Annotated in this window: 1 protein-coding gene; it reads left to right on the top strand. The window is 39.3% G+C overall.

All coding sequences use genetic code 11. The features are described from left to right. A partial coding sequence (locus IC221_RS29370; RefSeq protein ID WP_188172335.1) for a hypothetical protein occupies window positions 1–384 on the top strand: 384 nt, incomplete at both ends.

The raw sequence follows: 384 nt of genomic DNA, 5'->3' as shown, positions 1-384 counted from the left end.
CAAATTGACAACTACGGTAGAGTGATCGACCTTGATCTTTCGAATAGAGCTTTAACAAGCCTGCCGACAAGTCTGACCATTGGAAACTTTGGTTATCTTGAAACGGTAAATCTTGCGGATAACCAATTGGAGGATGTAGCATTGACTACTTTTGATAATGCCAATGATCAAAAAACGCAGTTCAATGTTGACAATAACCTCCTATTCTTCGATGAACTGATTGAAAATAGCGAGTACATCAGCAGTTACGATGGTCAGTCGTATAGCAGTGCAAATACAGAAACAGCTACAGTCACTTACGGAGATTCTTACTCTTATGATGGTGGATTTGAAATCGCTTCTCTTGAATACAACTGGACTAAAGTAAGTGATGGATCAACGGAA

The sequence above is a fragment of the Flammeovirga sp. EKP202 genome, assembly GCF_014534745.1.
GTDB lineage: Bacteria > Bacteroidota > Bacteroidia > Cytophagales > Flammeovirgaceae > Flammeovirga.
Note: the sequence above shows the minus strand (reverse complement) of the source record. Positions and strands in the feature narration are given on the sequence as shown.